General features: G+C 37.3%; 27 protein-coding genes. 25 read left to right on the top strand and 2 right to left on the bottom strand.

Features of this window, described 5'->3' with window-relative positions; translation table 11 throughout:
- Nucleotides 1–56 precede the first annotated feature (56 nt).
- From J2Z40_RS09475 to J2Z40_RS09440, 8 genes are all read left to right on the top strand, one after another.
- Complete coding sequence (locus J2Z40_RS09475; protein WP_066395447.1) at nt 57–596, top strand: ReoY family proteolytic degradation factor; 540 nt, start codon at nt 57–59, stop codon at nt 594–596.
- Between the two features lie 442 nt (nt 597–1,038).
- Complete coding sequence (locus J2Z40_RS09470; RefSeq protein WP_066395444.1) at nt 1,039–1,503, top strand: YpiF family protein; 465 nt, start codon at nt 1,039–1,041, stop codon at nt 1,501–1,503.
- A gap of 150 nt (nt 1,504–1,653) precedes the next feature.
- Nucleotides 1,654–2,160, top strand: a complete 507-nt coding sequence (locus J2Z40_RS09465) for a Rieske (2Fe-2S) protein (protein WP_066395442.1) — start codon at nt 1,654–1,656, stop codon at nt 2,158–2,160.
- A gap of 3 nt (nt 2,161–2,163) precedes the next feature.
- Nucleotides 2,164–2,838: a menaquinol-cytochrome c reductase cytochrome b subunit gene (gene qcrB, locus J2Z40_RS09460; RefSeq protein ID WP_066395441.1), complete on the top strand. Its 675-nt coding sequence runs from the start codon at nt 2,164–2,166 to the stop codon at nt 2,836–2,838.
- Nucleotides 2,839–2,884: 46 nt separating this feature from the next.
- Nucleotides 2,885–3,652 carry a menaquinol-cytochrome c reductase cytochrome b/c subunit gene (locus J2Z40_RS09455; RefSeq protein WP_066395439.1) on the top strand — a complete coding sequence of 256 codons (768 nt, stop codon included), beginning with the start codon at nt 2,885–2,887 and terminating at the stop codon, nt 3,650–3,652.
- Between the two features lie 111 nt (nt 3,653–3,763).
- Nucleotides 3,764–4,360 carry a lipoprotein heptaprenylglyceryl N-acetyltransferase LhaT gene (gene lhaT / locus J2Z40_RS09450; protein ID WP_066395436.1) on the top strand — a complete coding sequence of 199 codons (597 nt, stop codon included), beginning with the start codon at nt 3,764–3,766 and terminating at the stop codon, nt 4,358–4,360.
- A gap of 97 nt (nt 4,361–4,457) precedes the next feature.
- Nucleotides 4,458–5,252: a sporulation protein YpjB gene (ypjB, locus tag J2Z40_RS09445; RefSeq protein ID WP_066395435.1), complete on the top strand. Its 795-nt coding sequence runs from the start codon at nt 4,458–4,460 to the stop codon at nt 5,250–5,252.
- Between the two features lie 80 nt (nt 5,253–5,332).
- Nucleotides 5,333–6,013 (top strand): zinc metallopeptidase, encoded by a 681-nt coding sequence (locus J2Z40_RS09440; protein WP_066395432.1) that lies wholly within the window; start codon nt 5,333–5,335, stop codon nt 6,011–6,013.
- Between the two features lie 57 nt (nt 6,014–6,070).
- Here the strand turns inward: J2Z40_RS09440 and J2Z40_RS09435 are convergent, their stop codons facing one another.
- The gene (locus J2Z40_RS09435; protein WP_157087829.1) at nt 6,071–6,943 is read right to left on the bottom strand and encodes a YitT family protein; all 873 of its coding nucleotides are present in this window, start codon (nt 6,941–6,943) and stop codon (nt 6,071–6,073) included.
- 165 nt (nt 6,944–7,108) lie between these two features.
- On the opposite strand from J2Z40_RS09435, the gene J2Z40_RS09430 reads away from it, so the two are divergent.
- From J2Z40_RS09430 to J2Z40_RS09350, 17 genes are all read left to right on the top strand, one after another.
- Complete coding sequence (locus tag J2Z40_RS09430; RefSeq protein ID WP_066395420.1) at nt 7,109–7,438, top strand: nucleotide pyrophosphohydrolase; 330 nt, start codon at nt 7,109–7,111, stop codon at nt 7,436–7,438.
- A gap of 12 nt (nt 7,439–7,450) precedes the next feature.
- Complete coding sequence (dapB, locus tag J2Z40_RS09425) at nt 7,451–8,251, top strand: 4-hydroxy-tetrahydrodipicolinate reductase (protein ID WP_066395418.1); 801 nt, start codon at nt 7,451–7,453, stop codon at nt 8,249–8,251.
- Nucleotides 8,252–8,261: 10 nt separating this feature from the next.
- The gene (gene mgsA, locus J2Z40_RS09420; RefSeq protein WP_066395416.1) at nt 8,262–8,687 is read left to right on the top strand and encodes a methylglyoxal synthase; all 426 of its coding nucleotides are present in this window, start codon (nt 8,262–8,264) and stop codon (nt 8,685–8,687) included.
- The gene (gene bshB1 / locus J2Z40_RS09415) at nt 8,674–9,390 is read left to right on the top strand and encodes a bacillithiol biosynthesis deacetylase BshB1 (RefSeq protein WP_066395414.1); all 717 of its coding nucleotides are present in this window, start codon (nt 8,674–8,676) and stop codon (nt 9,388–9,390) included. Before mgsA ends, bshB1 begins: the two co-directional genes overlap by 14 nt.
- Nucleotides 9,387–10,535: an N-acetyl-alpha-D-glucosaminyl L-malate synthase BshA gene (bshA, locus tag J2Z40_RS09410; protein ID WP_066395413.1), complete on the top strand. Its 1,149-nt coding sequence runs from the start codon at nt 9,387–9,389 to the stop codon at nt 10,533–10,535. The genes bshB1 and bshA overlap by 4 nt, the downstream gene beginning before the upstream one ends.
- Nucleotides 10,532–11,734 (top strand): CCA tRNA nucleotidyltransferase, encoded by a 1,203-nt coding sequence (locus tag J2Z40_RS09405; RefSeq protein WP_066395411.1) that lies wholly within the window; start codon nt 10,532–10,534, stop codon nt 11,732–11,734. The genes bshA and J2Z40_RS09405 overlap by 4 nt, the downstream gene beginning before the upstream one ends.
- Entirely contained in the window at nt 11,719–12,702 is a 984-nt protein-coding gene (locus J2Z40_RS09400; RefSeq protein WP_066395410.1) for a biotin--[acetyl-CoA-carboxylase] ligase, read from the top strand. Before J2Z40_RS09405 ends, J2Z40_RS09400 begins: the two co-directional genes overlap by 16 nt.
- A gap of 277 nt (nt 12,703–12,979) precedes the next feature.
- Nucleotides 12,980–13,816 (top strand): 3-methyl-2-oxobutanoate hydroxymethyltransferase, encoded by an 837-nt coding sequence (panB, locus tag J2Z40_RS09395; RefSeq protein WP_066395408.1) that lies wholly within the window; start codon nt 12,980–12,982, stop codon nt 13,814–13,816.
- On the top strand, nt 13,813–14,661 hold the full coding sequence (gene panC, locus J2Z40_RS09390; protein WP_066395405.1) for a pantoate--beta-alanine ligase: 849 nt from the start codon (nt 13,813–13,815) through the stop codon (nt 14,659–14,661). Before panB ends, panC begins: the two co-directional genes overlap by 4 nt.
- A gap of 17 nt (nt 14,662–14,678) precedes the next feature.
- Entirely contained in the window at nt 14,679–15,062 is a 384-nt protein-coding gene (gene panD / locus J2Z40_RS09385) for an aspartate 1-decarboxylase (protein ID WP_066395403.1), read from the top strand.
- A gap of 333 nt (nt 15,063–15,395) precedes the next feature.
- The gene (gene dinG, locus J2Z40_RS09380; RefSeq protein WP_066395401.1) at nt 15,396–18,197 is read left to right on the top strand and encodes an ATP-dependent DNA helicase DinG; all 2,802 of its coding nucleotides are present in this window, start codon (nt 15,396–15,398) and stop codon (nt 18,195–18,197) included.
- 194 nt (nt 18,198–18,391) lie between these two features.
- Nucleotides 18,392–18,562, top strand: coding sequence for a YpmA family protein (locus tag J2Z40_RS09375; RefSeq protein WP_066395399.1), 171 nt, complete (start codon nt 18,392–18,394; stop codon nt 18,560–18,562).
- Between the two features lie 14 nt (nt 18,563–18,576).
- Nucleotides 18,577–19,050, top strand: a complete 474-nt coding sequence (locus J2Z40_RS09370) for a cell wall elongation regulator TseB-like domain-containing protein (RefSeq protein ID WP_066395397.1) — start codon at nt 18,577–18,579, stop codon at nt 19,048–19,050.
- 19 nt (nt 19,051–19,069) lie between these two features.
- Nucleotides 19,070–20,254 carry an aminotransferase class I/II-fold pyridoxal phosphate-dependent enzyme gene (locus tag J2Z40_RS09365; protein WP_066399387.1) on the top strand — a complete coding sequence of 395 codons (1,185 nt, stop codon included), beginning with the start codon at nt 19,070–19,072 and terminating at the stop codon, nt 20,252–20,254.
- A 187-nt stretch (nt 20,255–20,441) separates the two neighbouring features.
- Nucleotides 20,442–21,149, top strand: coding sequence for a DnaD domain-containing protein (locus J2Z40_RS09360; protein ID WP_066395395.1), 708 nt, complete (start codon nt 20,442–20,444; stop codon nt 21,147–21,149).
- A gap of 29 nt (nt 21,150–21,178) precedes the next feature.
- On the top strand, nt 21,179–21,835 hold the full coding sequence (nth, locus tag J2Z40_RS09355) for an endonuclease III (RefSeq protein ID WP_066395393.1): 657 nt from the start codon (nt 21,179–21,181) through the stop codon (nt 21,833–21,835).
- The gene (locus J2Z40_RS09350) at nt 21,832–22,356 is read left to right on the top strand and encodes a YpoC family protein (protein WP_066395390.1); all 525 of its coding nucleotides are present in this window, start codon (nt 21,832–21,834) and stop codon (nt 22,354–22,356) included. Before nth ends, J2Z40_RS09350 begins: the two co-directional genes overlap by 4 nt.
- Nucleotides 22,357–22,523: 167 nt before the next feature.
- Here J2Z40_RS09350 and J2Z40_RS09345 read toward each other — a convergent pair whose 3' ends face one another.
- Complete coding sequence (locus tag J2Z40_RS09345) at nt 22,524–25,103, bottom strand: transglycosylase domain-containing protein (RefSeq protein ID WP_066395388.1); 2,580 nt, start codon at nt 25,101–25,103, stop codon at nt 22,524–22,526.
- Nucleotides 25,104–25,172 lie beyond the last annotated feature (69 nt).

Genomic DNA, 25,172 nt, shown 5'->3' with positions numbered 1-25,172 from the left:
TCGGGGGTGGGCGAGCCGCTTCCGCATTTCATTTTTGCAGAGGAGGGAATCCAATTATGTCAGCCCCTGTATCTGTCAACGAGAAAAAAGATTTTATTCGCTGGTTTTTAAATCATTATCAATTAAAAAGACGAGAATGTGTGTGGATTTTAAATTATTTAATGAGCCATGATCAATTAATGGCAAAAGTGCATTTTGTTGAACAGGCGCAATATTGTCCAAAAGGTTTAGTTATGTCTACACATTGTGTGGAAGAAGTGCCCTTCCGTTTTTATAAGGAGAACGTGATGACAACGGATGCGGAAAAATCATTTCATGATATTAGACTAAATCGGGAAGAGGAAATTTATATTCAATTAAATTTTCATGCATCAAACAAGGCTCATCAATTTGCAGCTGTCCTAGAAGAAAATCCATTTATGCCAAAAAAGCTGCAAATTACTGAAAAGGATCGAATGATTGCAGAAAGATTCCTCAGTAATAGCTTGGAGAAATTTCAACGAAATTATTTATTGAAAAAAATCGACGAAGCATTAGACAATCAAGACAGAAATAGCTTTTTAAAGTTAACAGAGCAATTAAAAAGACTGAAATAGAAGAACAAAAGCGGAAGCGCCTAAGGTCTCGCCGTACAAACTGGAAGGACTGGTTCTTTCGATAAAGGAAACACGGTGAGAGTGAGCGAACCGATGTTGACGCAATCGTTGCGGAGCAGTACTGAAGTTTGATAGGCGATAGGCGCTCCTCCTATAAGAAGATCACTTATACTCGTGCGATGCATATGCTGCCGAAGTATTCCTTGTGGAGCTGGACGGAAACATACTTATTCACAAAGCTATACACAAAATGCGAATTTATAGTTTTCTAAATAGAAATAAAAGCTTGCTAATTTAGCAAGCTTTTATTTTTTATTTTGTACACAAATCCTCTTTTGAGCTGACCATTTATAATGGTATGATGAATAAGGTACATTAAACAGTAGATTTATTGTATGTAAATAGGTTCAATGGGACAAATTTATGTTATGGAGTGAAATGGATGAAGTGGGTATCACAGGATATAGAAATGTATTTGAAATCGAAGGAATATGTGGATACAATAGTCCTTCCGTTGTTGCCAGTATCTTTAGGCAATGACGTAAAACAAAGTGTTGCAATGTCAGAATTCATTTCTTTGTTAAGTATTCAATTGGAGAGACAATTTAGGGGAAGATTAATTATGCTTCCAGGCTTTTCATATTTAAAAGGTAATAGTGAGGACAAGCTTGTTAGCGACTTGAAGGAGTGGGAGAAGGAATTATATGCCAAAGACTTTACACATGTTTTCTACCTCACTTCAGATAGCTTCTGGAAAGCGGTAGAGAATAAGCTAGACGGTGGACTTATTTGGCTGCCATCTTTGCCGTTAGAACATATGGATGAAAATTATCGAACATCCATACTTGAGGATCAGGTTAAGCAGCTGCTAAGTTTATTTCTACAAAAATGGCAATCAGCTGAATAAGCGGCAATTTTAGTCACACAGTTGACATGTTTTCGTCAAAGGATTGTATTGACCTTCAATAAAGATTGATATATCATGGTTATGTCCTAGTTTTATATTGTGTTGAATTTTGTCCGTTGGACTTAACTTCATAATAGAGGGGGGAAAAGTATGAGCAAAAATAAAGTTTCAAGACGTCAATTCCTAAGTTATACACTTACAGGTGTCGGCGGCTTCATGGCGGCTGGAATGTTAATGCCAATGGTGCGCTTTGCGGTTGATCCAGTATTACAACCAAAAGCATCAAGTGATTTCATTCCTACTCAACAAAAGGTTGCAGATATCACGGATGTACCAACTCGTGTTGATTTCAAATTTGAACAACAAGATGCATGGTATACATCTGAAGAGACAGGAACTGCATGGGTGTATAAGGATGATAAGGGAGAAATTGTTGCACTTTCACCTGTATGTAAGCATTTGGGCTGTGTTGTTGACTGGAACTCAGACAAAGCTAACCAGAATCATTTCTATTGTCCATGTCATGGAGGATTATATACGAAGGATGGCACAAATGTACCGGGAACACCACCATTTGCACCACTTGATGTATATCCTTACATTGAAAAAGACGGTTACCTGCATCTAGGTAAAGCTGAGCCAAAGAAGGGGGCGTAATCATTGTTAAACAAGATTTATGATTGGGTTGATGAACGTTTAGATATTACGCCTTTATGGCGCGATATTGCGGATCATGAGGTGCCTGAGCATGTTAACCCTGCACATCATTTTTCTGCTTTTGTTTACTGTTTCGGTGGACTTACGTTCTTCGTTACTGTCATTCAAATTTTATCTGGAATGTTCTTAACAATGTATTATGTTCCAGATATCAAAAATGCATGGGAATCCGTGTATTACTTACAAAACCATGTTGCATTTGGACAAATTGTTCGTGGAATGCACCATTGGGGAGCAAGTTTAGTTATCGTAATGATGTTCCTACATACGTTACGCGTATTCTTCCAAGGGGCATACAAGAAGCCACGTGAATTAAACTGGGTTGTCGGAGTGTTGATTTTCTTCGTTATGCTTGCACTTGGTTTAACAGGCTACTTATTACCTTGGGATATGAAAGCATTATTTGCAACGAAGGTTACAATGCAAATTATTGAATCTGTTCCGTTTATCGGGGAATATCTGAAAATCCTTATTGCTGGATCAGCAGATATCGTTGGTGCGCAAACGATTACTCGTTTCTTTGCGATCCACGTATTCTTCTTGCCAGCAGCATTGTTTGCATTAATGGCAGCTCACTTTGTGATGATTCGTAAACAAGGTATTTCTGGCCCATTGTAAAAATATTTGTAGAGGATTTTTTTGATAAAGGAGGGGGAATCGCCCAATGCATCGTGGTAAAGGTATGAAATTCGTAGGAGACTCTCGTGTTTCTGCTGAACGTAAACCGAACATTCCGAAAGATTATTCGGAATACCCAGGGAAAACAGAGGCTTTCTGGCCAAACTTCCTATTAAAGGAATGGATGATAGGCGCTGTTTTCTTGATCGGATTTTTATGTTTGACAATTGCTCATGTGCCTCCGCTTGAAAAAATAGCGGATCCAAGTGACACAGCATATATTCCACTACCAGACTGGTATTTCTTATTCTTATACCAATTGCTTAAGTATACTTATGCATCTGGTCCATTTAATATAGTAGGTGCACTTATCATTCCAGGTCTAGCATTCGGAGCATTATTGCTTGCTCCATTTATTGACCGAGGACCTGAGCGTCGTCCATCTAAGCGTCCATTAGCAACAGGCTTTATGCTATTAGCTGTAGCAGGTATTACATATTTGACTTGGGAATCAGTTGCTAACCATGACTGGGAAGCTGCTGCAAACCAAGGGAAAATTGTAGCAGAAGTAGACATCGATACTGAAGCTGAAGGCTACAAGATTTTAGAAGCGAATACTTGTTTATCTTGTCATGGCGGAGACTTAACAGGCGGAGCAGGATCACCTGCTTTAATTGATACTGGGTTAACTCCTGATGAGATTAAAGATGTTGTTACTAATGGTAGAGGCGCAATGCCAGCGGGATTATTTTCTGGCAGTGACGAAGAGTTTGACAAATTAGCAGAATTTATTTCTGGCTTAACAAGTAAATAACTAATAAGAAGCTGGCGAATTCGTCAGCTTCTTTTGTTGATTGTATGAATATGATTAAAATCAATATGATATAGTGAAGAATAGAAATATTTAATAGAAAAGAGGGCGAAAATGAAGTGGGTTTATCCGATTTTAGCAAATCGATCAGTATTGTGGCTCCTATTAATTATTAACATTGCAGGTACTATTTATGGATATGATTGGTATAAGTATCAGCTTGTTGAAACACCTGCAATCTTTTTACCTTTTGTTCCTGATAGTCCAACGGCGAGTCTTTTCTTTGTTTTTGTTTTAATTGCCTTTTTATTAGGCAAAAATTGGCCATTATTTGAAGCATTAGCTATTATCACTTTAGTTAAATATGGAATATGGGCTGTTGTAATGAATTTATTAGTGTTTAATGTAACAGGGGAGCTTGATTGGATTGGTCTAATGCTAATTGGTTCTCATGGTGCAATGGCAATTCAAGGAGTGCTTTATTCTCCATTCTATCGGATGAAAGTATGGCATCTAGTTGTTGCAGCTATTTGGACTTTACATAATGATGTGATTGATTATGTCTTCTTTATGTTGCCACAGTATTCACATCTAGATTTATACATTCCTCAAATCGGGTATTTTACATTTTGGTTAAGTATGGCTTCTATTGGGCTTACTGCTTATTTATGCATTAGAAAAAATCACTTTCAACTAGATATAAATAGATAGGGAATTCTTCCGGGTTTAGTACAACTCTCGTTGATTTCTGGTCTAACCTTGTCCAATCTCTCATACATATTTAATAGTAGTTTGAGGGGGGACAAGTATGAAAGCAAGATTGTTGATTGCTATAATGATTATTCTTTTATTGCCAACAATAGGATTTGCAGAAGAAACAACACCTATTGATAGATTGGAACAATTATCAGACGAAGCACTTCAAATGGTCAAGCTACATAGATATGAAGACGCTAAAAGGCTTCTAGATTATTTTTCCGAACAAATCAGTCAATCAGGAAAAGGAAGGCCATTGACTGCGGATGAACTTCGGATTATAACGAACTCATATGATGAGGCCGTTCAGGCTACAGCAAATGGAACGATCAATCATAATGAAAAAATTAATCGTGTCACAAAATTTCGACTTGTGATGGATGCAATTACATCCCCCAATCAACCACTTTGGACAGAAATGGAATCTCCGATAATGACTGTATTTGGTGAGGTGAAAGAAGCGGTATATAGTGGAGATAAGGAGCATTTTCATTCACAATTGAATACGTTTTTGTCTCTTTATGATGTCATATATCCGAGTATGAAAATTAATGTAGATATTGAACAAATTCAAAGATTGGATACAAGAATTCACTTTATTGATAGCTATCGACTGCAAGTTCTAGCAGATGAGGCTAGTCAACAGGAACTTGAAGCATTAGAAGCTGATTTACAAATTTTATTTGATCAAATGTCTGATGATGAAGCAGATCCCTCTCTCTGGTGGGTAATTATATCAACAGGAAGTATCATTATTCTTACATTATCGTATGTAGGATGGAGAAAATATAAAGGTGATCGAGAAAAAAGCAGGGAAAAGAATCGCTCGAGAGGGCAAAAAAATTGACTTCATTTTTCTATTTGAATAAAATAACACTAATAAACATAGTGTTTTGACAGCAAGTACGGACTAGCAGGAGGTAGAAAATGGGTGCATACATCATTTATTTTGCCATTATTATATTAGTGCCGCTATGGGCACAGATGAAGGTAAAAGGCGCATATAAAAAATATTCAAAAGTCCCTTCTTCTTCACATACTAGGGGAGCAGAAGTGGCAAGAAAAATCTTAGACGAGAACGGTTTGTATCATGTAGGTGTGGAAGAGACTCGTGGGCATCTAACGGATCACTATGATCCACGTTCAAAAGTAGTTCGCTTATCATCGGCTAATTTCCATGGTTATTCTGTTGCAGCTGCAGCAATTGCTGCACATGAAGTTGGACATGCGATCCAGGATCAACAGGATTATGCTTTTTTACGTTTTCGCCATACACTCGTTCCAGTAGCGAATATCGGATCGAATTTTTCGTGGGTACTTATTATGATCGGATTTCTTGCAGGCTACAGTGGGTTTGTTCTCCTAGGAATTCTCTTCATGGCCGCAGCTGTTGTATTTCAACTTATCACATTGCCAGTGGAGTTCAATGCTTCCAATCGTGCAATGGAGCAAGTGGTCTCACTTGGGATTATCCGGAATGAAGAAGAGAGAGAAACGAAGAAAGTATTAAATGCAGCTGCCTTAACATATGTTGCTGCAGCAGCAGTAGCTGTAATGGAACTGCTTCGTCTCATTTTAATTTATACAGGGATGCAAAGAAATGATTAAAACCAGCCGTGTTGGCTGGTTTTTGTCGTTTCTTCGTATCATAATCATGGTGCCAATTTAATGTTCAATCGGTTTTTTATTTTCGTCTAAAGTAAATCCTTCACCAAGGACGTCGTGGACAACACTAACAGATACAAAAGCATGAGGATCGACAGAAGTGATCACATTTTTTAATTTAACGATTTCATTTTTACCAACTACACAATAAAGCACTTCTCGTTCCTTTTTTGTAAAGGAACCATGGCCCTTTAACACTGTTACACCACGTTCCATATCATTTAAGATTTTATTGGCAATTTCATCATTAAACTCAGATATAATCATGGCACCTCTTGCAGAATATGCACCTTCCTGGATGAAGTCAATCACTCGTGCACCAACGAAAACAGCAACAAGTGTGTACATTGCTTCTTGGTAGGATAAATAAAAGATTAAGGAAACAGTTATGACGACAAAGTCAAACATAAACATTGTTTTCCCCATGCTGATGCCTGCATACTTATTCACTAAACGTGCAATGATATCTACTCCACCAGTTGTTCCACCGAATCTAAAGATAATACCAAGACCTACACCGATAAATACTCCTGCAAATAACGCTGCTAATGTTAAATCTTCACTTAAGGGCATATTAATCTGGTACCTTTGAAAAATCCATAAAAATATTGAAACACTTACTGTTCCGATAATTGTGTATAAAAATACATTACGGCCAAGTAGTTTCCAACCCACGAAAAAGAGAGGGATATTTAAAATTAAGTTTGTATAAGATGGATCCCAATTGAAAAGGAAATATAATAATAAAGTAATTCCAGTAAATCCGCCTTCTGATAAGTTATTCTGCATATTGAAATGAACAATACCAAATGAAAATATTGCAGATCCTAAAAGGATAAAAAATATATTTTTAAATTTTAGTCCCATTTTTATATAAATACCTCCAATGCCTCGTTTTTATCTAGATAATTGTGCCTGTAATATGTGGTTAAAGTCAAGTTTGTCCACTAAAGAAATGATGGGCAATAAAAATGTTTGTAAATAAATCGTTGATTAGCTAACATAATAGAAGGAAAACAATCAAAAAGGGTGATTGAAATGTCTAGGAAAACAATGAAAGAACTTCAAGCAGAAGTAGATACATACATCGGTCAATTTAAAGAAGGATACTTCAGTCCTCTAGCGATGCTTGCTCGTTTAACAGAGGAATTAGGAGAGCTTGCAAGAGAAGTAAATCATCAATACGGAGAAAAGCCAAAAAAATCAACAGAAACAGAGAAAGCGATTGAGGAAGAGATGGGTGATATGCTGTTCGTACTCATTTGCTTAGCTAATTCATTAAATATTGATCTTGAAGAGGCACATGATATGGTGATGAATAAATTCAATACTCGTGATAAAGACCGTTGGACAAGAAATGAGGAGTAGAGGAGAAGTGGAATGGAAAAAATCAATATTGTAATTGCTGGACCTCGCGGAAGAATGGGGAGAGAGGCAGTGAAACTCGTACAAGTAACGGAAAATTACCATCTAGCAGCAGTTGTCGATCATAAAAATGATGGCGGATTATTAAGTGATTTTGACGGGTTTCATGGCCTAGATGTTCCAATATTCTCGAATATAGAAGAATGCTTTCAGAAGACTGCTGCCAATGTATTTATTGATTTAACGACACCTGAATTTGGAATGCATCATACAAAAGCTGCTTTGGCATCTGGAATTAGACCTGTCGTGGGCACGACTGGATTTACGAAAGAAAATTTAAAAGAATTAGAGATCATTTGTAAGGAAAAAGAGCTAGGCTGCGTCATTGCACCTAATTTTGCTATTGGTGCTGTTTTGATGATGAAATTTGCTCAATTAGCAGGTAAGTATTTCTCAGATGTTGAGATCATCGAACTTCATCATGATGAGAAGCTTGATGCACCTTCTGGTACAGCAGTGAAAACAGCAGAAATGATTGCGGAAGTGAGAAAGAGTAAGAAACAAGGCCATTTGAATGAGAAGGAAACAATGAATGGAGCAAGAGGAGCAGAATTTGATGGCATGCACATTCATTCTGTCCGTTTGCCCGGCTTGATCGCGCATCAGCAAGTGATGTTTGGTTCAGCAGGACAAACATTGACGATTCGTCATGATTCTTATAATCGTGCTTCATTTATGTCTGGTATAAAACTTTCTGTTGATACAGTCATGAATCTTGATACATTAGTCTATGGACTTGAAAACATTATAGAATAGGGGGACAACTATGAATATAGCGTTAATTGCACATGATAATAAAAAGGATTTGCTTGTTGGCTTTGCAACTGCATATAAGGGGATTTTGTCTAATCATAACTTGTTTGCAACTGGAACAACTGGGTCTAGAATCATGAATGAAACAGGCTTGACTGTTCATCGATTTCAATCAGGTCCATACGGTGGGGACCAAGAAATTGGGGCATTGGTGGCAAATAATAAAATGGATATTGTCATTTTTTTCAGAGACCCTTTAACTGCTCAACCACATGAGCCGGATATTACTGCATTGATACGCTTATGTGATGTTTACGCTGTTCCACTTGCAACGAATTTAGGTACAGCAGAAATTTTGATTAAAGGCCTTGAGCGTGGGGATTTAGCTTGGAGAACGATTGTAAATGGCAAAAGTGGTGAAATAATTGAGAACAATTAAGCTTGATGTCCTTGCCTTTGGGGCCCATGCAGATGATGTGGAAATTGGCATGGGTGGAACAATTGCCAAATTTGCTGCCAGGGGCAAGAAAATTGGCATCTGTGATTTAACAAAGGCAGAACTCTCATCGAATGGCACGGTGGAAATTAGACAAGAAGAAGCAAAGCTGGCTGCAAATATAATAGGTGCTGAGGTCAGAGAAACCCTTGATTTACCTGATAGAGGTTTATTTTTTAAAGAGGAATACATAAGAAAAATTGCTGGCGTCATACGGAAATATCAGCCGGAGCTTATTTTTGCTCCGTATTTCCTGGATCGTCACCCAGACCATGGGAATTGTGCTCAACTTGTTGATGAAGCGATCTTTTCTGCGGGAATTAAAAAATTTCAGACAGATGAAGATTTCATGCCTTATAAAGTTAGAAATTCTTTTTATTATATGATCAATGGCTTTCATGAGCCAGACTTTGTCGTTGATATCTCCTTATTTATGGAGCAGAAGATTGCTAGCCTGCAAGCATATAAAAGCCAATTCACAAAAACGACTGAAACATTCGACACCCCATTAGTGAATGGGTATGTTGAAATGATTGAAGCAAGAGAAAGATTGTTTGGCAATCAAGCGGGTGTTAAATATGCGGAAGGCTTTAAACGCAAGAAACCACTCATTTTAAATGATGATTTATTTGGAGATGCAGAATGAAAGAGAAAAAATTAAAAATTGGTATTACTTGTTACCCGTCTGTAGGCGGGTCAGGTGCAATTGCAACCGAACTAGGAAAAATGCTGGCGGAGCGTGGACATGAAATCCACTTTATTTCTTCAAGTGTGCCATTTCGCTTAAATAAAATGAACCCTAATATTTACTATCACCAAGTAGAAGTTAATCAGTATTCTGTATTCCAATATTCACCTTACGATATTGCTTTAGCTAGTAAAATGGCAGAAGTAATTAATCGGGAAAACCTTGATCTTTTACATGTTCACTATGCCATTCCTCATGCAGTATGTGCAATACTTGCAAAACAAATGTGCAATAAAGAAATAAAAATTGTTACTACATTACATGGGACAGATATTACTGTCTTAGGCTATGATTCTTCACTTACAGAAGCGATCCGATTTGGAATTGAGAAATCGGATGCAGTAACAGCAGTATCAAAATCATTAGTTGCCCAAACATATGATGTCATTAAACCAGATAAACCGATTGACGTTGTCTATAATTTTATTGATGAGCGGGTTTATCGGCTAACTGATTCTTCTTATTTACGGAAGGAATTTGGTATTTTAAATGAAGAAAAGGTCGTCATACATGTGTCTAACTTCCGTGCAGTCAAAAGAGTACAAGATGTTGTCAAGAGCTTTGCGATTATGGCTGAATCCGTTTCTGCTAAGCTGCTTCTTGTCGGTGATGGACCTGAAATGAACTCGATCTGTAAGCTTGTCAATCAATTAGGAATAAGTGAGAAAGTGATTTTTCTTGGAAAACAAGATAATTTAGAAGAATTATATTCACTGAGTGATCTTATGCTTCTCCTCTCTGAAAAGGAAAGTTTCGGTCTTGTTGCGCTTGAAGCGATGGCTTGTGGTGTTCCTTGTATTGGGACAAATGTTGGAGGAATTCCTGAGGTGATTAATGATGGCAAGAACGGCTATTTATGTTCATTAGGAGATATCGAAACCATTGCTGAAAAGGGAGCCTCCTTGCTATTAGACGAAAGCCTGCATCAAAAGTTTTCAGTGGAAGCAGTAAACACAGCTTATAGAAATTTTGGATCAACCTTTGTTGTTTCCCAATATGAAAAAATTTATTATGATCTAATAAAGAATGGTGAAGTCAAATGAAGGACCCTTTTTTAGCTGCTAAACAACTATTAATCGAAATTGAAGCTTCTGGTTTTGAAGCTTATTTCGTTGGTGGTTCTGTTAGAGATTTATTACTCGAACGAGAAATTTCTGATGTAGATATTGCTACTTCAGCAACCCCTCAGGAAATCAAAGCAATTTTTCCGAAAACGATTGATGTTGGGGTAGAGCATGGAACAATCATCGTTTTATTTCATGGGATCCCATACGAAGTAACAACCTTTCGATCAGAGGCTGAATATGAAGCGTTCAGACGCCCAAAAGAAGTGAAATTTATTCGTTCACTAGAGGAAGATTTGCAGCGCAGAGATTTTACAATGAACGCGATAGCAATGGATAAGGAAGGACAATTGATTGACCCCTTTCAAGGAAAGGTAGCAATAGAGAATCAAACGATTCAAACGGTAGGAAAGGCAAAGGAACGTTTTCAGGAGGATGCCCTGCGAATGATGCGTGCTGTCAGATTTTATAGTCAGCTCGGTTTTGAAATCGAAGCATCAACAAGAGAGGCCCTTATTACGTATGCTCCTTTACTTGAGCATATTTCTACGGAAAGGAAATTAGTAGAGTTTGAAAAACTTCTTGCTGGAGAAAACCGTATCGAAGCATTAAAAATGATCTGTATAACAGGCCTTTACCAGTATTTGCCGAATTTGACATCACGAAAAGATGAATTAGCCCACGTGCTTACATATGATTGCTCCAGACTTACGATTGAGGAAATGTGGGGGCTTATTATTTATCAATTCAGCTTGGATGAAAAGGGAAGAATAAATTTTTTGAAAAGCTGGAAGCTGCCAATGAAAAGAATTAAATATATTCAGCATATAGTGAGATGGCTCTATTTTCGAGTGGATAAAAAATGGACGGATGAGACGATTTATCATGCCGGAAAAGAAGCAGTTCTTGCAGTTGAAAAACTATTTAACACTATACATAAGATAACTGAGGGAACAAAGCATGTAGAACGACTTATCGATCAATATGAAAGTCTTGCAATTAAAAATCGGAGCGAATTACAAGTAACAGGAACAGATTTGCAAACTTGGTTTCAACGTACGCCCGGTCCATGGATTAAAGAAACAATTAATCAGGTGGAAGAGGCTGTGATTAATCAAAAAATATCTAACCATAAGGAATCAATTAAGGAGTGGCTAGACAAATGCAAACAGAGCTAAGAAAAAAGCTGCTTGATGTATTTTCAACGAGTGAGGATGAATATGTATCTGGGCAGCGCTTAGCTGATTTAAGCGGATGTTCAAGAACAGCTGTCTGGAAACATATTGAGGAATTACGGAAGGAAGGCTTTGAATTCGAAGCGATTAGAAGGAAGGGCTATAAAATTATTCATACGCCTGAGCGTGTCTCTGCTGATGAAATTCGACTTGGATTGAAAGCAGACTTTATTGGCAGGCATATTCATTATGAGGAAAGTGTGGAGTCGACACAGAAAATTGCCCAGCGTCTCGTATTAGAAGAGGCACCTGAAGGGACGATTGTCATTGCAGAGGAGCAGTTAGCTGGAAAAGGGAGAATGGGCCGTAAGTGGCATTCTCCTAAATATTCAGGCATATGGATGAGCGTCATCTTAAGACCGAATCTTCCTCCTGCGAAAGCACCACAGCTGACACTAATTACAGCAGTTGCAATTGTTCAAGCAATTGAGGAATTAACGAATGTAACACCTCAAATAAAATGGCCAAATGATATTCTGCTGAATGGGAAGAAGCTAACAGGGATTCTTACTGAAATGCAAGCTGATGCAGATCGAATCATTTCCGTCATTATTGGAATTGGTATCAATGTGAATCAACAGAGGGAGGATTATCCTGAAGAACTAGAGTCCATTGCTACTTCACTATCCATTGAATTAGGAAAAAAGCTAGAACGAGCAGAGTTAATCAAAGAAGTCCTATATAAATTAGAAAAGCTTTATTTACTTTATTTAGATAAAGGGTTCTATCCAATTAAATTATTATGGGAAAGCTATGCAATTAGCATTGGAAAGAACATAACTGCTAGAATGCTCACGGGAAGCATCACAGGTAAAGCAAAAGGAATTACTGAGGATGGCGTCCTAATAATTGAAGATGACCTAGGTGAGCTTCATCATGTGTATTCAGCTGATATTGAACTAGAAAAATAAATAAAGTTTTTATATTCATTCAACTCGCTATTTGTTATACTCTATTTGAAAAACAAATTGTTTTTTTCGGGCAGTATCCATTTGTTGAACTGCACCATTATTTCTATTCAATTAAAATGATTTTCTGCCTAGATCCGAAAATGGACCGGGACAGAGGGATGAATCGCAAATGATGAGCTAACCTTACAATCCTTCTGCTTTTTTTAGAAGGATTTTTATATTTTGATAAAGCTCTCCCTACAATATCGCCCTCTTCCTTAAAAAAGGAGGACATGAAATGAAACAGTCAACCGATTTTGTAAAGATGAAAGAGAACGGGGAAAAAATTGTCATGCTCACAGCGTATGATTACCCATCAGCTAAGCTTGCTGAACAAGCTGGAGTAGATATGATTCTAGTTGGAGATTCACTTGGGATGGTCGTCTTAGGCTATGACTCAACTGTTCCAGTTACAATGGAAGATATGATCCACCATGCAAAAGCGGTAAAGCGCGGTGCGAAGGACGTATTCATTGTCGTAGATCTCCCATTTATAAGCTACCATCTGTCCACGAAGGATACACTGTTGAATGGTGCTAGAATTATGCAAGAAACAGGAGCAAATGCGGTCAAAGTTGAAGGCGGAGATGAAGTAATTGATCAAATCAAAGCTTTAACTAGAGCGGGGATTCCTGTTGTTGCTCATCTTGGACTTACGCCTCAATCGGTTGGTGTCCTAGGAGGCTACCGTGTGCAAGGGAAAAATGCAAAAGCGGCAAGAAAGCTAATGGAAGATGCAAAAAAATGTGAAGAGGCAGGAGCTTTGGCGCTTGTCCTTGAATGTGTGCCAAAACAGCTGGCGAAAGAATTGTCCACATCAATTCGTATTCCGACAATTGGCATTGGTGCAGGTGTTCATACAGATGGACAAGTACTCGTCTATCATGATGTATTAACATATGGGGTGAATAGGGTGCCTAAATTTGTTAAACAATACGCAAACCTTAATGAAGTCACTGAGCAAGGGGTAAAATCCTATATTACAGATGTAAAAGAGGGGACATTCCCTGAGGAACACCATAGTTTTTCAATGAAAGAAGAGGAATTGTTGAATTTGTATGGAGGGAAAGCATGAAAGTTATTACAACCATAGATGAAATGCAAACGATAATGAATAAGGAGCGGAAAAACGGGAAATCAATCGGCTATGTTCCAACAATGGGTTTTTTGCATGAAGGCCATTTAGCATTGATGAAACAAGCTCGAAAAGACAATGATCTAGTTGTCATTAGTATTTTCGTTAATCCGCTTCAATTTGGTCCAAATGAGGACCTTGATTCCTATCCAAGGGATTTTGAGCATGACAGTATGCTTGCAAACGAGCAACATGTCGATTATATCTTCTATCCTTCTGTTAAAGAAATGTATCCGCGCCCATCTTCTGTTACAGTAACAGTGAATGAAAGAACAGACGTATTATGTGGAAAGTCACGACCGGGCCATTTCGATGGTGTAGCAACCGTATTGACGAAGCTATTTCATATTATTCTGCCTGACCGTGCATATTTTGGTTTAAAAGATGCTCAGCAGCTTGCCGTTGTAGAGGGGTTAGTGAATGATTTTCATTTTCCAATTGAAATTATTCCTGTACCAATTGTACGCGAGAATGATGGGCTTGCTAAAAGCTCAAGAAATGTCCGTTTAACAGAAAAAGAACGTGAGCAGGCGCCCGTTCTATATGAAAGCTTATTACATGCAGAACGACTTATTCTTGAAGGTGAGAGAGATCCGAAAATGATTTCATCGGTTATAGAAGGCATGATTACGGAAAATTCGGATGGAGTCATTGATTACATCGAAATGTATTCCTATCCGATGCTGAAGGAGCTTCCATCATTACAAGGAAAGGTAATCATTGCATTGGCTGTAAAGTTCTCTAACGTACGTTTAATTGATAATCTTATATTGAATTTAGAATAGAATTAGGGGGAAACATCATGTTCCGCACCATGATGAGCGGGAAGATACACCGCGCTGTTGTAACAGAAGCAAATTTAAATTATGTAGGAAGCATCACGATTGATGCTGATATCCTTGATGCTGTAGGCATGGTTCCAAATGAAAAGGTACAAATCGTTAATAATAATAATGGAGCAAGATTAGAAACGTATATCATCGAAGGAGAAAGAGGAAGCGGTGTAATCTGTTTAAATGGAGCTGCCGCAAGACTCGTTCAAAAGGGAGATATCGTTATTATTATTTCTTATGCCATGGTCGAAGAAGAAAAAATCCATACACATAAACCAAAAGTGGCCATTATGGATGAGAATAATCGCATTAAACAAATGATTGATCATGAGCCTGAAAGAACGATTTTTTAAATAAATGTGCTGACTAGACAATCTAGTCAGCATATTTATTTAAAAGAGTAGATAGTGTCTTATGCTTGTCGGGTCAGACCAGTTGCCTCCGCTTTTCATTGTCTAGCTCCGGCTCCTTGCCCCTCGAGGTCATAAGTCAATCTGGCTAGAAGGTTAAAAAACAACCTTCCATCCAGCTTGTCTTATGCTTGTCGGGTCAAATCAGTCGCCTCCGCTTTTCTAGGTATGAATACATGGAAATGTAGCTAAAAATAGAAATAGGGAGCTATATATCTTTTTCTTTTTCCGTTTTTATGATACCGTTTGATTGACTGAAGGTTTGAGGTGTGTAAGATGGGTAATAAATATGTTGTTGTCGATTTAGAAACAACAGGAAACGCCCCTAAGAAGGGCGATAAAATAATACAATTTGCGGCAGTTGTCATTGAAAACGGACAAATTAGTGAGGAATATTCTTCACTTATTAATCCATTACAGTCAATTCCTCCTTTTATTGAAGAATTAACAGGGTTAAATGACGAAATGGTTGAACATGCACCTGTTTTTTCGGAAATAGCTCCTAAAGTACTCACTTTATTAGAAGGTGCATATTTTGTTGCTCATAATGTTCTTTTCGATCTTTCCTTTTTACAAGAAGAATTAATTGAGGCGGGTTACAATGGCTTTTATGGCCCTGTTTTAGATACTGTGGAAATGTCGAGAGTATTAATACCAACAGCAGATAGCTTCCAGTTGTCTGAGCTTGCGATAAGAGAAGGATTAAAGCATGAACGTCCACATCAGGCAGATAGTGATGCATACGTAACTGCTGAGCTGCTTCTACTATTATTAGGCCGGCTCCAACATTTGCCGCTAATTACATTAAAACAGCTTGAAAAGCTTTCAAGCGGCTTGAAAAGTGATTTAGATTTGCTTTTAGATGAATTAATTGTAAAAAAAGAGACTTCGATAGAAACCCTTCCTGATGATCTTGAGGTTCACAATGGAGTTGCTCTTAAAAAAGTTCCAATCCACAAAGAACTAGTGAATGAAGAACAAATTCATTTTCCATTGAGTCATTTTGAAAAGGGGGAAATGCTTAAGAAGGCATTTCCACATTTTGAAACCCGATATGGACAATTTTCGATGATGGATACAGTCTATGAAATGTTTTCGCAGGAAAAGCATGGGTTGATTGAAGCGGGGACTGGTGTCGGAAAATCATTAGCCTATTTAATCCCCTCTGCAATTTATGGACGGAATAAAGGACAAGTGATCGTTGTCAGCACATATACAACACAGCTGCAAGAGCAATTACTTTCCAATGATATTCCTAAATTGGAAAAGATGCTTCCATTTTCAATTAATACTGCCTTGCTGAAGGGCAGAAGCCATTATATTAGCTTAGCTAAGTTTGAGCAAAGCTTAAGAGACCTCGATGATAATTACGATACAATTTTAACGAAAATGCAAATTCTCGTATGGTTGACTGAGACAAATAATGGGGATATGGATGAGCTAAATTTATCAAGTGGTGGTGTGCTTTATTGGAATAAGATTAAAAATGATGAAGCCGTTTTTATGACAAATAAAACATGGCTTTCAAGAGATTTCTATTACCGGGCAAGGAAAAGAGCTCAGAAAGCAGATCTCATTATTACCAATCATTCATTGCTATTAACGGATGTAGTTGCAGACAATAAAATATTGCCTGAATATAGCCATGTGATAATAGATGAAGGACATCATTTTGTGAAAGTATCAGGCAAACATTTTGGTTTGACATTGGATTATTTAGCTACCCGTATGCTCATAAGCCAAATTGGTCTCATGGAGCAGAAGCAATTATTATTTAAGCTTGAACAAATTTTAGAAAAACCCGAATGGAACAATCATGAGCTCGTTCATTCATTTGAAGTCAATCAAATGATTGTAGCATTAAACGATGAAATGGATGAATTTTTTAGAGTGGTTGCTATTTATACGAAAAAGAAATCAAGATCAGCAAATAAATACAATCGGATAAGCTGCCGGTTAGAGGCTGATGAAGCAAATGCTGAATGGCTTGCACTTCAAACGAGTGCAGAGCGATTTTTCTTCTTGATTAAGGATTTCAATGAAGTGATTTCGGCAAGACTAAATTTAGTCAAAACAAAGAAGGAATTACTTAATTCTCGCGAAAAAGCATCATTGGAGGAGCTAATCACATTAAATGATGAATTAATAGAAATAGCTGCTGCGATCAAAGAGATGTTTCTACATCCTACGAATGAATTTGTTTCATGGATTGAGATTGATATGCGAGCAGTTCAAAATTCAACGACTATTTTTTCTCAGCCTATTACAGTAGGCAGCTATTTGCAAACGCAATTTTTTAATTTGAAAAAAAGCGTCGTGCTTACCTCTGCCACATTATCAGTGAAAAATTCTTTTAACTATATGTTAAAGGAACTAGGGCTACAGATTGAGGATTGTTCAACATTGCAAATTCAATCTCCATTTGAATATGAAGAACAGGTGAAATTGATTATTCCTGAGGATTTACCAGAAGTTAACACAATTCCGCTTGATGAATATATCGCTTCGATTACTGAGCATATTATTTCCATAGCAGAGGAGACAAAGGGGAGAATGCTTATATTGTTTACTTCGCATGAAATGCTGAGAAAAACATATGAGCTAATAAAAGAGTCTGGATTTCTTCATGATTTTGCTATTATTGCCCAAGGCATTTCAAGTGGAAGCCGCTCAAGATTAACAAGAAACTTTCAGAAGTTTGAAAAGGCGATTTTATTAGGAACGAGTAGCTTTTGGGAAGGGATTGATATTCCTGGAGAAGATTTAACGAGCTTAATTATCGTGCGATTGCCCTTTTCACCTCCAGATGAACCGATCACGGCGGCCAAATGTGATCAAATTAAGCAAAGTGGCGGCAATCCATTTTCAGATTACTCGCTGCCCGAAGCGATCATTCGATTTAAACAAGGATTTGGAAGGCTCATTCGTACACGTAATGACCGCGGAATGATCTTTATTTTTGATCGTCGATTAGTAACGACTAAATATGGAAATGCCTTTTTGCAATCGATCCCGCCTATACAGGTAGAAAAAAAGAATTTAAAAGAAATAATCATAACGATTAAAGAGTGGCTATAAAAAAATGCTGCGCAAGCATTGCGCAGCCAAAATAACGTAGTGGATTAGAAGCATATTTATGTTCGTAATTCATTCCCATTCACATAGCTGTTATACTAAAATTAAAGGCTTAAGCTCTTACGTACATATAGTTTGTCCGAAATAAATAATCATATAAGTTGCAAATAATGTAGCAAATGAGGAGGAATTTCCAAATGGAAAGTAAAATTGAAGTCATATCGACGGTAAAAATCCAGCTTAGTCCCGACCTATATAAAATTGTTGATGCATTAAACCGAACATTAAAAGAAAGAGACTTAATGTTTGGACTTGCCCTAGATAAAGAAGATGAAAATAAAGCTATTTTTTCAATATATCGTACATAAGAAGAGTGACTTTTATGAAAAAAATAATTATTATATTAGTAATCATCATTGTAATTGTACTTTTTTCTGGTGTGATTATTTATCAAAATGCATTAAAGCCTGTTAAAACCGCAGAAGATAAAGCATTTCAAAGGGCATTGAACGAAACGGAGCTTACAGTGGCGGAAGATTTTCATTTATACAATGGACAAGAAACTTATTATGTTGTTACTGGCAAGAATGAAAACGGAAAAGATATTTACGTATGGATCCCTGAAAAAGAAGGCAGTATTATTGTTCGAAAGCAATCCGACGGTGTGACAGAACAGGAAGCAATAGCTAAACTATTAGAGGAAAAAAATCCGATGGAAATTATTTCTGTCCGTCTAGGAATGGAGAAACAAATTCCATTATGGGAAATTTATTATCGTTCTGACGGAAATTTAATAAATTATTATTATGTAGACTTTAAAACAGGGGATTGGCGCAAGAAAATTGAAAACTTATAGGTGGAGGAAAACAATGGAGATTCAGCTAGCAAGAAGAGTAAAGGCATTAACACCCTCTTCAACATTGGCAATTACAGCAAAAGCAAAAGAATTGAAAGCAGAAGGATATGACGTAATTGGATTAGGGGCTGGAGAACCCGACTTCAATACGCCGCAGCATATCATTCAAGCTGCTGTACAATCAATGAATGATGGTCATACAAAATATACACCATCTGCAGGACTTCCAGCTTTGAAAAAAGAAATTGCAAATAAATTTGCAAAGGATCAAGGAATCAAATATGACCTAAATGAAATAATCGTAACGAATGGTGCGAAGCATGCACTATATACGTTGTTTCAAGTATTGCTTGATGAGGGGGATGAAGTTATCATCCCAACACCCTATTGGGTCAGCTACCCAGAACAAGTGAAGCTTGCTGGCGGAAATCCGATCTATGTTGAAGGGAAAGAAAACAATCAATTTAAAATTACACCTGAGCAATTATCTTCAGTAATATCTGAGAAGACTAAGGCAATGATTATTAATTCCCCAAGCAACCCAACAGGTATGCTCTATACAGCTGAAGAATTAAAAGCTATTGGTGAGATATGTATTGCTCATGGCGTCCTCATTATTTCAGATGAAATTTATGAGAAATTAGTTTATGGTGAGCATAAGCATGTTTCGATCGCGGAGCTTTCGCCACAATTGAAAGAACAAACGATTATTATTAATGGTGTTTCCAAATCACATTCCATGACAGGATGGAGAATTGGTTATGCTGCTGGAAATAAAGCAATCATTCAAGCAATGACAAACCTTGCTAGTCATAGCACATCCAATCCTACAACAACAGCACAATACGGCTCTATTGCTGCATATGCTGGTTCACAGGATATGCTTAATGATATGCGCGATGCTTTTGAACAGCGATTAAATACAATATTTGATAAAATTACGGCGATTCCAGGATTTACATGCGTTAAGCCACAAGGTGCATTTTATTTATTTCCAAACGTAAGTAAAGCATGCGAAATAACTGGCTATTCTGATGTGGATGCTTTCTCACAAGCATTATTAGAGGAAGCAATGGTTGCAGTCATACCTGGTTCAGGTTTTGGTGCACCTAATAATATTCGTCTGTCATATGCAACATCCTTGGATTTATTGGAAAAAGCCGTAGAGCGTATCCATCAATTTGTGGAAAGCAAACGGAATTAATATATACTATATTTCGGTCTGTAGAAAAATCCGCTCTTGCGGATTTTTTACATTTCGTGAATGGAGGACAATTTATTTTTAGTTATATAAAATAAAGTCAAGCAATAGTAAAAGGAAATAGTCCCTAATATATTCACCTTACAGCTTATGCTTGTTCATGCTATACTAACTATGAGGTGTCTCGAAAATGTCAAAAACAAGTTTGCTAAAATGGCTCAAGGAAGGCCATTTAACTATTCCAGCAGAATTACTTACCCAGTACAAAGACATGAATTTAAATGAGCAAGAGCTCGTTTTATTATTGCAAGTGATCTCCTTTAATGAAAATGGGAATGAATTTCCTACTCCTTTTGAATTATCATCCCGCATGACAATATCCGTATCAGATTGTACTGATATCCTCCGAAAATTAATTCAAAAAGGATTTATTGAAATTAAAGAAGGTCATACTGGTGACGGGATTTTGCATGAAATTTATAATATAGAACCGTTGTGGGAAAAACTAATTGAACACTTTTTGCTTCGAAATAAGCAGGAAGCCGTTCTTGTAAATCAGAAAAATGAAACAGATTTATACACATGTTTTGAACAGGAATTTGGACGCCCATTATCCCCATTTGAATGTGAATCGCTTGCTATGTGGATGGATGATGACCATCATGATCCACATATTATAAAAGCAGCTTTAAGAGAGGCTGTTATTTCTGGTAAACTCAATTTCCGATATATTGACAGAATTCTTTTTGAATGGAAGAAGAATGGAATTAAAACGATAGAACAAGCCAAGAGTTACGGGAAAAAGTTCAGACAGCATCAATCAAATAATCGAACGCAAAATGAAGAGATGAATCAAACGACAAAATCTGTTCCATTTTATAATTGGCTCGAGCAATAATGAATGAAAAAATGTAAGTGGTGAGAGAAATGTTAACTAAAAGTCAAATTAGATTTTGCCTTGATCAAATGGGTGAAATGTTTCCGGACGCTCATTGTGAATTAAATCATTCCAACCCATTTGAGCTTGTCATTGCTGTAGCATTATCTGCACAATGTACAGATGTCCTCGTAAATAAAGTGACAAAAAATCTTTTTCAAAAATATCAAACCCCCCAAGATTATTTAAATGTCTCATTGGAAGAATTACAAGGAGACATTAAATCAATCGGGCTATTTCGCAATAAAGCAAAAAATATTCAAAAACTTTGCCGATTATTACTTGATGAGTATGAAGGGATCGTTCCCAATGATCGAGATGAATTGATAAAGCTGCCTGGGGTTGGTCGTAAAACGGCAAATGTTGTAGTCTCTGTTGCATATGGGATCCCTGCAATCGCGGTCGATACCCATGTTGAACGTGTCAGTAAAAGATTGGCTTTCTGTCGATGGAAGGATTCAGTGTTAGAAGTTGAAAAGACGTTAATGAGAAAAGTCCCAGAAGAAGAATGGTCGGCTACACATCATCGAATGATCTTTTTTGGACGATACCATTGTAAGGCACAAAACCCTCAATGTGATGTTTGTCCATTATTAGATGTATGCAGAGAAGGTAAAAAACGAATGAAAGAGAAGAGTGCTAAATGAACGAGCAGATAACCATCTCCATTCCTGCTGAGCTTCAAAATCCATTCTTTTTCTCACAGGATGATCAATTAACTATTACTAACGAGGTTATCCAGACGATCGACCTTCGTATTCCTTTTCTCTATGAAGCAGTCTTTTATGCAAAAATAGATGGTTTAAAGCCTTGGGAAATGTCTGAACAATGGATTCCGAAGTTAAAGGAAGAATGGCAGAATGAAAAGGAGAAACTTGAACGATTGTTTGCTGAAAGAAATTACCCTCAAACAATCGAACCAATGAAAAAGGGAATTGGGCTATTTTTGCAGTTTGTTTTTTGGGGAAATGCTATGCCTGTTAACCTTACTGAAGGTTTTTCCGATGAGAAGCTAGCTGTTAAACCTGTAAATATGGAAGAGCGAATCTCGTTTATTATTCAGCGACCCTCATTGTATCATTCATTTGTACAAGTAAGTGAACTTATAATCGAAATGGAAAAGCAATATGTGAAGCAGATGGCGATAAAAAAGGTGCAAGCACCTTGATCAGCCTTGAGGGACTAGATAAATTCGCGAGACTATTCTTAAATTCAAAAATATTTAATGCTAATTTTAATAAAAAAACAGTGTCAAGCTAATGCGCTTCGACACTGTTTTTATTATATTTAGCGATGTTAAATATACCTATTTATTCTATATGTCATTCTCATTAATTATCCATTAGATCCTTCTGGGTTTTCATCAGTATCTGGATCGTCCACATTTCCAGGCGGATTTCCATTACCCTGGCTATTTCCGTTTCCATTCCCATTTCCTTGACCATTTCCTTGACCATTTCCAGGCGGATTTTCATTGTTTCCAGGCTGCTCATTCTCGTCAGTATCGTCTGGATAATCATCCATCGGTTCGCCATCTCCAAATTCATCATCATCAAAATCTGGTAGTGGAATCTCGACCGTTACAGTAGCTGGATCACTTCGTAATTCTCCACTAATCGCAATAACTTTAAAACGGTAGATGCCGCCAGGAACAGGATTTGCAACCTTAATGCCTTTTTCAGAAAGGATTTGCAATGATTGATCTGCGCCATCATCAAGTGATGCGATTACTTCAAACTGTACGTCTGTTCTTTCTTCTGGATACTCCCATGTTAATAAGATTTCATTTGCTAGTTCATCAAATGTTCCAGCTAAGTTTCCAGGTAAGTCTAATTTTTCGTATGCATCCGAGATCTCTTTTGGTGCATGACCTTTTACAGCATATTCATAAATAATTTGATCCTTTGGAGTAAAGTCACTTGCTAGCTTAGCTGGCATTGTTCCTTTTTCAATCGCAATTTTCTCAACACTCTTCGGCATCGTAAAATCAGGTGTCTCAATTCCTTGAGAGACATGAGACATAAGATTCTTGAATAGCAGCTGTGCGATTCCTTGGTCTCCAGGTGCAATCGAGCTGCTTCTGTCCTTATAGCCAGTCCAAATGGCAGCGGTATAATTGGTTGTATATCCTGCAAACCAAATATCTGGTACTCCGCCATTTTGAATCTGCCATTTTTCCTTTTCTTCAGATGAATAGTTGGACGTACCTGTTTTTCCAGCTAAATGAAGGTTTGAAACATTTGCTCTTTTTCCTGTACCGAATGAATCTTTGACAACACTTTTTAGCACATCGGAAATCATGAAGGCGGTATAATCCTGCATAACAGCTTCAGATTCAGGTGTTGTATTTATTTTTGTTCCATCACGCATTTCTATTTCAGTAATGGCATGTGGTTCAGTATAGAAGCCATTATTTCCAAATGCACTATATGCTCCAGCCATTTGTAATGGCGATACATTTACTGTACCGATCGAACTAGACTCGTACACTTCTTCTATAGGTATGCCTAATTTATTCGTAAATTCCTTCGCTTTATCTAAGCCAACTGCTTGTAAAGTTTGTAATGCAGGAATATTCCGTGATCGTGCTAATGCTTCACGCAATGACATTTGTCCCATATGTTTACGATCCCAGTTATTAATAGCTTTCCCGTTTGAGTACGTGTATGGCTTATCATCGAGTGTATAGTACGTTCCCCATTTTAAATATTCAATAGCAGGACCATAATCGATAATTGGTTTAATGGTTGATCCAGCCTGACGTCTTGAATCAACGGCATAGTTAAATCCTCGTTTTACCTCTAAATTTCTGCCACCGCCAATTGCTCGAATTTCTCCTGTTTTTGTATCAAGCAATGTGATTCCAGCTTGAAATTCTTCGTTTGGGAATTGTACAACATCATTAGAATTAAGCATGTTTTCAACATAATCTTGGGCTTTCGTGTCCAAAGTTGTATGGATGATTAACCCATCTGAAGAGATGTCTAAATCTGGATATTTCCTTTCCACTTCCTCGATGACAATATCAACGAAAGAATCATATGGAGCATCATTTTGCTTCCGATCCTCTTCCTTAACTAAGCTGGACTCTACAGGGATTAACTGTGCAGCTTCCATTTCTTCTTTCGTAATAAATCCATGCTGGTTCATTAACGAAAGAACGATATTTCGTCTTTTCTCAGCCCGCTCTGGGTGTTTGAATGGATTATAATTTTCTGGACTTTGCGGCATTCCTGCTAGCAATGCAGCTTCATGTAATTCTAATTCATCAAGTTCCTTGCCAAAATAAATATGGGAGGCAGTTAATACACCATGGCTTCTTTGAGCCATCCATATTTTATTGACATACATTTCAAAAATCTGTTCTTTCGTGTATTTTCGTTCAAGCTGGAAGGCAAGCCATGCTTCTTGTGCTTTCCGGCTCAATGTCTTTTCGTTATTTAAGAAGGAGTTTTTTACTACTTGCTGTGTGATCGTACTAGCACCTTCTGAACCAAATCCACGTGTAACGTTGGCAAGGACAGCTCCGCCTAAACGAATAATATCCATTCCATTATGTTTATAAAAGCGAACATCCTCAGTAGCAAGGAAGGCATTTTCAACTAATTTCGGAATGTCTTCGTAATTTACATATTCACGGTTTTCCAAGCCTACTTCTGTAAAGGCATTCCCATCCTTATCTAAAAATTTTGATGAAATGGGATCCTTCAATGCTTTCTCATCAAGTTTCGGTGCATCCTTTACCATAAAGGCAAAAGCGCCTGCTCCAATCAACATTCCTGCAATACCGAGGGCAATAAGAATTAAAAGGATTCGTTTAAAAATGCCTTTAGGTTGTTTTTTTCCTTTACTCTTTTGTTTTGCAGATGAGTGCTGTTTTCGGCGCTCCTCTCTTGATTGATATTTTTCTGCCATATTTATTCTTCCTTTCTGGATTGCTAAAGACTTTGTTTTTGTTAAGTGTGTCGTACCTAAACAAGGTGC

The organism is Cytobacillus eiseniae (assembly GCF_017874625.1).
Classification (GTDB): domain Bacteria; phylum Bacillota; class Bacilli; order Bacillales; family Cytobacillaceae; genus Cytobacillus; species Cytobacillus eiseniae.
This window is presented reverse-complemented; position numbering and strand designations above follow the sequence as displayed.